The following is a 10,081-nucleotide window of genomic DNA, read 5'->3' as shown; positions in this document are numbered from 1 at the left end:
ACTCGCGGATCAGTCGGGGGCAGTTCGACTGTGGACGGCTGGGGATAGTTCGCCCAGTCGACGCGCGGGTCGGGGCGGGTGGCGGGGTCGGTGCTCTTCGGGCCGCCGGGATCGCTCGGGCCCTCGTGGCCGGTGGGGGTGGTGCCGCCGGGGTTGGCGAGGTTGTCGTTCACCCAGTGGGAGAAGGCGTCGGCGCGGTGGAAATCGGTTGCGGCGGTGCGGAGTTGGGCGAAGGCGGCATGGGGGTCGCCCTGGTCGAGGCGGATGGTGCTCGACTCCAGGGCTGTCATGGCGTCGTCGAAGAGGGCGGGGGTGAGGTCGTGTTCGCTGGTTCGGAGGCCGGTGACGTCGTAGAGGTTTCGGATGGCTTCGTGGAAGGCGTCGCGGGCGGTCGCGCGGGCGCGGTCGGCGGCCTGTTGGACGGTTTCGCCGATGTTCGCGGATTCGATGCGGCGGACTTCGGCTTCCCAGCGCGAGACCGTGTCGCGGGCGCGGTCGACTCGATCTGCGGCGACGGCCATTTCGGCGCGCGCCCGCGGATCGGTGGTCGCGGGGCGCGCGGGTGCGGTGGGGTCCTGTCCGTTCCGGCCGATATTCGCGACATCGCGCAGGATTTCGGCGGTGCGGAGATCGAATCGCGCATCCGACAGCGCGCGGCGCGCGGTCTCGATCGGGGTCTCGCGCGCCCGCATGGCGTCGACCGCATCGGATTGCGCAGCGGCCAAACCGTTCTCGGCGATATGCATACGGCGGGCACCGTCGACGATGGCGTTTACGCGGTCGTGCCAGGCAGCCTGTTCCGCGACCGGCAGTCGCCGCGCGGCGACCTCGTCGATGGCGGCGGTGTAGTTGTCCGGGGTGAGATCGGCGATATCGAGGGGCAGATTGCCGATGGCCGCGCGCAAGTCGGCGTGCGCCTGCTCGAGTTCGCGCCGCCACGCCTCGATCGGCGTTTGCGCCGGTCCCGCCGACTCCGAAACCGCAGCGTCCAAAGCCGATCGCAGTTCCGCGACGCGATCGATGAGGCGGTTGTGCTCCTGCGCCGATGCGCGCAGGGCTTCGACCCGCTCATCGAGCTGCGCCCGCGAAGTCCCCTCGGGTTCCCGGGTGCCCAGGTAGTCCAAGGTTCCCTCGAGCCGCCCCGGGGTCAGATCGGAATCGCCGATGGCGCGCATCGGCTCGACCGGAATCCGGGAGAGGTCGTAATCCCTGATACCGCGCGCACTGTCGAGATCCGCTCGCGCCCTGCCCAATTCGGCGGCCAACTGCTTCGGATCGCTCGGCTGCGGCGCGGGCGCGGGTTCGGTCAGGCCGTTGTGCTCGGCGGCCAACCGCGCCAGATCATTGATATCGGCGGTGCGCTGCGCGATTTCCCCGCGCAACTTCTCCAGCGCCGCGTCGAGCTTCTCGGGGGTGAGCCGCTCATGCTGGTCGAGCTTGCCGTCGCGGTAGAGCTCGTACACCTCGGCCCAGCGCTTGGGATCGGTACCCAGCTCCACACCCAGCAGACGCGACCAGGCGTCGTTCGCCATGGAAGGCGCGTCCGAGGTCGGCGGCTCACCGACCCGATCGGTCATGAGCTCGCCGAGCGCGCCGATCTCCTGCGGCCGGTGGATCGGCAGTTCGCCTTCGGCGACGCGCGGGTCCAGGTTCGGATCCAGGCGCAGGCCGTTGGTGAATGGATCGATCCGGTCCAGCGCGTGCGCGTATTCGGTGAGCGCGGCGAGCAGAGCCGGTCGATCGGCCGGACGGTGCATCAGATTGGCGATGGCCTCCTGCAACGCCGGTGGATGTATGCCCTTCGGATCCACCCCGTAGCTGGTCAGATCCTTACTGTGCTTGCGCGGGAACAGCTCCTCGGGTTCGATGCCGAGCCGCCGCGCCAGCTGATCCCGGGCCGCCAGCGCCGCGGGCTCGTCCATGCCGCGCAGCACCTTGGCGTAACCGGCCAGATCCTTCAACTGCTGCGCGCGCAGCACGGCCGGGGTCTTCGGATCGGCCAGCTCCCGGGCCAGCCGCTCCGGGGTGAGGTCGCCGGGCTCCACACCGAGCCGGTTCGCCAGATTGTCCCGAACCTGGTTCAGATTGTGGAAATTGTCGATGGCATCGCTGGTGCGGATGAAATCCGCCATGCCCTCGATCTGCGCGGCCCGCAGCGCATTGTCGTGGTGCAACGCCGCGATGGTGTCGGCGAGGCGGTCCGAGCGCAGGTCCATATGGTACTGGGTGAGGCGCTCGGCGACGGCGTTGCGCTCCGCGCGCACCACATCCGGATCACGCGGGGTCGCCGGCGCCGGGTCCGAATCGAGGTGCGGGACAACGGCATCCAGTCCGGGCGAGACCACCCGCCAGGGGCCGTCGTCGGCGCGCAACATGGTGACCGGCAGGCGGCGGCCGTCCACATCGACATCCTGGAATCGCACCTGCGGAGGTCGCTCGCTCTCCAGGATGTGCAACTGACCCGCGTCATCGATGAGCACCAGGCGGTAATCCAGGTGCAGCGCACCGGAATTCAGTAGTTCACCGATATGCGGATGCTCCGCGAGGAAACCGGCCAGATGCGCGTCGTGGTCCTCCTCACCGCGCATGACGACCAATCGGTGCGGATCACCGGGTGCGTCGCCGGGGTAGATGCCGACGCTCGGCTCGAGGGTGACGCCGCCGCGATCGTCGATCCAGCCGTGCGCGATATCGTCGATCACCAACTGGCCCTGATCCCGGAACGCGGCGTCGGCGTTCAGGAAGTCGTCTACGGCGGCGGAGAAGTCGCGCACCGCGTCGATGCGGTCGCGCAATTCCAGGCGCAGGTCGGCCAGGGTGCGGTGCAGCCGCTCATCCGGGGCCAGCGCCTCCAACTCGACCCCGAGCAGTTGCGCCCAGTTCGAGCGTTCATCGCGAATCTCCTCGCGCCGCAAGGATTCCTCGAAGAGCAGGCCCTCCTTGCGGGTATTGGTGTCATCGCCGAGATCGTCGAATTCGCGCGCGGGTTCGGCGCTGTTGTTGACGCCCTCCCATTGCAGCAGGGCGGTGCTGTCGCCCTGTGAGCGGGCGACCTCGCGCAGGAATCTGCTGAGCGGGTCATTGTCGAAAATGCTGACCTCATCGCTGTAGGCGATGCGGGCGTTCTCGGTGTTGTAGCGCTCGGACGCACTGCGCAGGCCCTCGATCGCTCCGGCCTGGCGCAGGGCGAGATAGTTGGATTCGTCCAGGGCGCGGCGCAGGGTGGCGGCGTCCACATCCGTGAGGTCGACCCCGGCGCGATCGGCATGCCGCTGCAATTCGGCGAGTGCGGCATCGCGGGCGTCGAGGGCATCGGCGAACGGCTGCGGGAGGTCGGCGGAGTGCCGGTGCTCCTGGACGGGTGCGGCCCGATCACCCTGCGCCGGAACGGGTTCGGTGTGCGACTCACCCGGATCCACTCCGGGGTGCGCTTGTCCCGGCTGGAGTTCGGTGTCCGGTTGCCCGGGGGGACGTTCGGTCGGCGACTCACCCGGCGGGAGTTCGGCATGCGACTGCCCGGGTAGACGTTCGGTCGGCGACTCACCCGGCGGGAGTTCGGCATGCGACTGCCCGGGCAGAGGTTCGGTCGGCGACTCGCGCGGAGGGAGTTCGGTGTGCGGCTGTCCCGGTGGGAGTTCGGTATGCGCCGGGCCTGCGGTGAGTCCGGGCAGTTCCAGATTGGACAGGCGCAGGCTTTCCTCGATGGCCGCGCGCACCTTCGGATCACCCTCGGTGAGCCAGGGCTGGTATTCGCCGTCGCGGGTGCGCATGGGTACGCCGTCGCCCGCGATGGTCGCGATCCGCCGACTGAGTAGGCGCAGCAGCGGCATTCGCTCGCGCGCCTTCCAGATGGTCGCGCCCTCCTTGCCCAGCCGGACGGGGTTGAAGCCGTCCTTCAGGGTTTCCAGGTCGTGATTGTGGATCAGGAAGCCGATGTCGTGGACGATCTCGACCTGATACTTGCCGTCCTGTTTGGAGCCGGAGCCGTACTTGGGTGAGTGGCCGCCGTATCCGCCCTTGAATGCATCCCACAGCTTGCGCATGAGGGAGCGGTGCGGCTGCTCCGGGGTGCTCTTGGGGACCTCCGGCGGGGCGGGAAGGTCTGGGCGAGCGGCGACTTCGATGCGCTGATGGCCGTCGGCGTCGGTGGTGACGCGCACGTGCACGCGCTCACCATCGGCCTCGAGCACCATATGGCGGGTGGTCGGGGTGTCGCCGGAGTAGTTGGCCGCCGCCACCAGATCCGCGACATCCTCCGCGCGGCGCAGGGTTTCATGGCGCAGTTCGTTGAGGGTGGCGTCGCGATGCTGCGGTGCGAGATCCTGTGGGTCGCGGCCGAGCAGGCGCGCCCAATCATCGCGGACGGCGGCGATCCGGGCGCGATCGGCCGGGTCGGTGGTGGCGTCGTGATGTTCGGATACCCGCGCCAACTCTTCGATGGCACCGGCGCGCAGCAGGTTTCGGTATTGCAGCTCACCGGCGATCTCGGCCAGGCGGTGCGGGGCCAGGTCGGATTCGTCCAGGCGCAGGCGAGCCGCGATATCGTCGCGCAGCTCGGACATGGACAGGGCGCGCGGCTCGTTCGAGACCCCCTCCCGCACCGGTCCATCCCACGGGTTGAGTGGGAGTTCCCTTGGTGCGGAGCCAGATTCACGGACCGGATGGGCCGACCCGGAAGTCGGTTCCGGATCCCCCGCACGGTGGGTCAGCCCCTGGTCGTGCGCGCCATGGGTCAGCCCCGGGTCATGCGCGCCACGGGTCAGCCCCGGGTCATGCGCGCCACGGGTCCGCCCCGGGTCATGCGCACCGGGCGTCAGCGCGGGATCGTGTGCACCGGCGGTGGATTCGGGGCGGTTGGCGCTCGAGGTCAGCTCCGGGCGGTCCGGGTGCGCGGGGAGTTCGCGGGCAGCCTGTGCCGCGTCCTCTTCCGTGCCGGCACGGGCCAGGCGTTCATCGAGGCCGAGTCGGCGCAACTCGGCTTCGATGGCGGCCACCTGGGCCGGATCGGCTTCGGTGCGCCAGTACTCCTCGCCCCCGTACCGCTCCTCGACGGTGAGCGGGGTGAGGTCCTGCGGACCCATGGGGGTCGGGGGGCGCTGCTGTTCCGGATCGCCGAAAAAGTCTCGGGCGTGGGCTATTTCGGCGATGTCCCGCAGCGCGGCGAGCGGATCGGGGTGGCGGCTCAGCGCCTCACCGAGGCCGAGCGCATCGACGAGACGGGCGATCTGCGCCTGCTGTTCCGGGGTGCGCGCGATGGTGGCCTGCTGTGGCGGCAGCTGACGCAGATGATCCGCGATATCGCGCAGGATCGGTGAGGCGACGGCCGGATCCACCGGGTGCACAACGGCATTCGAGCCCTCGCCGGCCTGGCTCGGCGCGGGCAGCTCAACGGTCGACGCCTCCGACGCAGGCAACTCAACAGTCGACGCCTCCGACGCGGGCAACTCAACCGTCGACGCCTCCGACGCAGGCAACTCAACCGTCGACGCCTCCGACGCAGGCAACTCAACCGTCGACGCCTCCGACGCAGGCAACTCAACCGTCGACGCCTCCGACGCAGGCACCGGCAGTTCCAGAGTGTCCGCGTTCGGCGAATGCTGGGGCGGCCCCGCCTCATTCGGTGGAGCGGGCAGCTCCACTGTTTCGGCGTCGGGTGAATGCCGGGGTGCGGCGGGATCATTCGCGGCCGGGCCTCCCGGGGTGGGGGGAACCGTGGGGTCTTCGTCCGGGTTGTAGGCCATGCGACGCGTCGGCGGATCTTCCCGATCTGCCGGGGGCGAACCGGGATCCTCCGGCGGCTTCAGGGTGCCGTCCGGGTTGAACGGAGTGTAGGGGTCGGCGGGTGGGGTGGGCGCGACTCCGGCGGTGGGTTCGGGCGCATCGCCGGTCGGAAGCGGTCTGGGCGCTTCGGTGCCGCGCTGGGCCGCGCTGTCGACCAGCAGTTTGTGCAGGACTTTCGACGGTTCGGCGGCGGCATCGCCATTGCGGGTGACGTCGGCGTACGCCTCCGCCACCGCTTCCAGCGGGTTGAATACCCCGAATTCGTCGAAGCAGTAGCGGCTCAACTGATTCAGCCAGTCCGAGAAGCCGTCCTTGGTGCCGCGCGTGGCCGTGTAGTGATCGAGCAGCGCGGTGAGCGCGACGCGCGGCTCCAGGACCCGGCCCTCACCGTGCAGTTCCAGCACATGGCCGAATTCATGGACGATCGTCGAATAGATCGGCCGCACACCGTGTCCCGGCACGAAACTGCCGTCAGCGTCACCGGTCCGGGCGAACTCCGCCCATTTCTCCGGGTGCTCGGCCACATCCATATTCAGCACGATGCAGGCCGCGTACGGACGACCGTCGGCGTCGACCTCATCGTCCACGAAAGCCGCGGTGTTCTCGAGCGAGCTCGTGACCGGATCACCGTTCTCGTCGACCTCGCCCGGATCTACGGTGAAGTCGTCGACTTCCAGGGCGCGCAGGGTGCCGGGATGCTCGGTCAGCCGGTCGTCGACCGCGCGCGCGAATTCGCGCAGCACCTCGACATCGATTCGCGGATCCTGGAATCCGGTGATCTCCAGACCCCAGCGCTCGGTGAGCAGTTCCTCGATCTGCCGCGAATCCAGATGCGACCATTCGTCATCCGGGCGCGGCGACCAGTCGGGTGCGGGGTCGTGGCCGCTCTCGGCCGCGTCATCATGCGGGGGCGTCTGCGCCTCATCATGCGGGGGCGCGGACGAATCATTGCGCGCGGGCGAACCATTGTGCGCCGGAGACGATTCGGATGCGTTCCTATCCGGGAAGTCCATGCGCCGCCGCGGACCTTCAGGACCGTCGCCGTGGTGTTCGGCAGTCGCGTCCGGGGCGGTCTCCGGCCGGGGGTTCTCGGCCGTCGACCAGTGCTCGCGGGCGGCGTCGACCAGTACGCGGTTCAGCACCTTCGCGGGTTCGGTCGCGGCCTCACCATTGAGTTCGACATCGGTGAAGGCTTCTGGCAGCGCTTCCTGCGCGAAGAACATGCCGTCTTCATTGAAGCTGTACTTGCTGAGCTGACGCAGCCAGGTGTCGAAACCTTCGCGATTGTCGCGAATCGGACCGTACGTCTCCTCGTAGTGGTCCGCGAGCGCATCGAAGGCGCGCTGACCGGCGGTCTCGTGTCCGGCGAAATCCACACCGTGGCCGAGCTCATGCACCACGGTCGAATACACCGGGCGCACACCCGCTCCCGGGACTCTGATGCCATCGGCCTCGTTGGCGACGATGCGGCGTTGCAGGTCCTGCGGGTTCGCGGCGAACTTCTCGTTCAGGACGATGTGGTCGATGTGCGGACGTCCATTCGGGCCTTCCCCGGCCGGGGCCACGGCATAGACATCCGGATCCGAGATGGGGCCGATGACAACGCGTTTCAGATCGATGTAGGGATGCCGGGTCAGCATGTCATCGATCGCCCGGGCGAACTCGCGCAGCACCTCCGGATGGACATTGGGCTTGTCGAAGCCCTCGACCGCGAGACCGAACCGCTCGCGCAATGCCCGCTCGATTTCCGCGGCGTCCTTGCCCGACCACGAATCCTCCGGCGGCGGTGGCCAATCCGGTGCGTGCGGCGGGTGCGCGTCATCACCGGAACCGGAATCGCCCGGGACGTGCTGCTCGGCCGAATCATCAACCGGCTGAGTGTGATCGACGGTCCCCCAGTCGCCGTCATCCAAGAACTCAGGTCCCTCGGCCTCATCATCGAACGAGCGCCGCCGCCCCTCATCCTCCGGACCATCCGTGCGCCAGGACCCGTCCTCCCGACGCGACTGCTCCGGCTCGACGTTCGGCGAATCGGCCCTGGTCACCTCTGCGGGTAGGGGCTCCGGCCGGGTATCCGCAGCGGGGATGCGCTCGGGGCGGGGTGCATCGGCGGGAAGCCGCTCGGGCCGCGTCGCATCCGCGGGAAGCCGCTCAGGGCGGGTCGCGTCGGCGGGAAGCCGCTCAGGGCGCGTCACGTCCGCGGGAAGCCGCTCAGGGCGCGTCACGTCCGCGGGAAGCCGCTCAGGGCGCGTCACGTCCGCGGGAAGCCGCTCAGGACGCGGCGCATCCGCAGGAAGCCGCTCAGGACGCGGCGCATCCGCAGGAATGCGCTCTGGGCGGGTCACGTTCGCGGGAAGCCGCTCAGGACGCGGCGCATCGGCGGGAAGCTGCTCCGGACGCGTCGCATCCGCGGGAAGGCGCTCAGGACGGGTCGCGTCCGCGGGTAGATGCTCGGGACGGGTTGGGGAGGGCTCCGAACCGGTGGGGTGCGAATCCGGGCGGGGGGTGGCGGTTTCGGCCAGGGGGAGGACGGTGGCGCGGATGCCGTGGTGTCCTTCGCCGCGGCCTTCCACCGCGTCGATGTGCACGTCCAGGCCGTGGGCCAGCATGACCGCGGGGAGGTCGGCGCCGTGGGCGGCGAGGTCGCCGAGGAAGAGGGCGGGGGTACCGGCGGGGAGGACCAATTCGATGTGGTGGGTGATGCCCTGCATCGAGGGGACGGCGCCGATCAGCGCCTGGGTGTAGTCGGGCAGGTGCTGGGTGGTGCCGAGCAGGTGGGCGGGGTCGACGCCGAACGGGTTCGAATTAAGGCCGAGGGTCACCATGATCGGTTCGGTGATCGGCTCCAGGTTCAGGGCGCTGTCGAGCAGGTCTATGGCGCGGGTGATTTCGGGGGTTGGCTCGGCGTCACCGCGCAGCACGGCGGCGATTTCGGCGGGGGTGGGGCCGGTCGCATCGCCGCGGCCGTCGGCGTGCCGGTCGCGGGCGTAGTCGATCAGGGCGGCACGATGCTCATCGGTGAGTCGGCCGTGCGCGTGCGCCCACGCATCGCGGCCGTACGCGGTGGCGGCGGCGAGATCGAAGGTGATCTCGTCGGACATGCGCAGGAAGCGGACCGGCTGATGCTGGCCGATCCGGACACGCTCGTCGAGCATGGCGCGCTGCTTGCTCGCCAGCCTGTGCACCGGATCGCCTTCGGGTTTGAAGAGGATCGCGTGCGTGCCCTGGGTTTCGCGCGGAACCACCGGCGGATATCCGTGATCGAGGTGGGCGGCCGGGTCCTTGACCACGATGTCACCGCCCTCATTGACCAGCAGATAGGCGTGCGCGCCGACACCGTATTCATCGGCGGCGCCCGCGTAGTGATCCACCACCAGCGCCGCGGAGCCCGGGCCGAGATCGCGCAGCCGGTCGGCGATGGCATCGTGATCGGGGTACTCGCGCAGTTGACCACCGGCGGCGGACACCAATTCGTCGCGGGACATGCCGGAGGCCCCGATAATCCGCTCCGGAAGTCGGATGCGATCGCTGCCGGTGATATCGCGCAGCAGTCGCAGCGCCAGTTCACCGCAGCGGCCGCGGGTCGAGCGCCGAGCCTCGCCCTCGGGCGAATCAGGTTGCCGCACAGTAGGTTGCGCGCCGTTGTCGACACGACCGGGGTGCGGAGCCACACCGTTGTCGCCCTCGGGCAGGCTCGCACGGCGATCGGCACTATCCTCCGGCTTGCGCGCACCGGGCGGGGTGCGGTCCCCGGGCGCATCGCCCTCGGACCGCCGCCCGGACTCCGAATGCCGCTGCGGCCCATCATGCGCGCGAGTCGCCGGACCCTCCCCCACCGGAACCGGTGCGACCAGCAGCGCATCCGGATCATCCGGGTGCGGACGATGGCTGTCGTCATCCGCCCGAACCGCCGAATCAGCCTCCGGCCGAGGGGAATCGGCGTCGCCATCCCGCGCCGCACGCGTCTTGGACGGATCATCCGATTCGGGATGCGGTCGCGCGTCATCCCGTCGCGAATCGACCGAATCCCGCTGATCCCCAGGCCCATCCGACCGATCACGCCCCGGATCATCCGAATCCACCCGCATATCGGAATCGCCATCCCGCCGCCCCGACGAATCCTGCTGCCGCTCCGGGGTCTCCGACCGATCGCGGACACCGCCATCCGACTCGGGCCGCACGCTCGTCTCTGAATCGCGCACGGAATCCTCATGCCGCGAAAGCGAATCCTGACTGTCACGCGGGGTATCGGCCCGATCCCGCACAACATCCTCGGATTCGGGACGCGGGTGGGCATCGG

The 10,081-nt window shown here is 69.4% G+C and carries 1 protein-coding gene; it reads right to left on the bottom strand.

Annotated elements, in window-relative coordinates; translation table 11 throughout:
* The coding region (locus NA10_RS00005; protein ID WP_507763256.1) for a toxin glutamine deamidase domain-containing protein at nucleotides 1–9,983 on the bottom strand (9,983 nt) is incomplete at its 3' end.
* Nucleotides 9,984–10,081 lie beyond the last annotated feature (98 nt).

This window comes from Nocardia acidivorans NBRC 108247, assembly GCF_001625085.1.
In the GTDB taxonomy this organism is placed as follows: Bacteria; Actinomycetota; Actinomycetes; order Mycobacteriales; family Mycobacteriaceae; genus Nocardia; species Nocardia acidivorans.
This window is presented reverse-complemented; position numbering and strand designations above follow the sequence as displayed.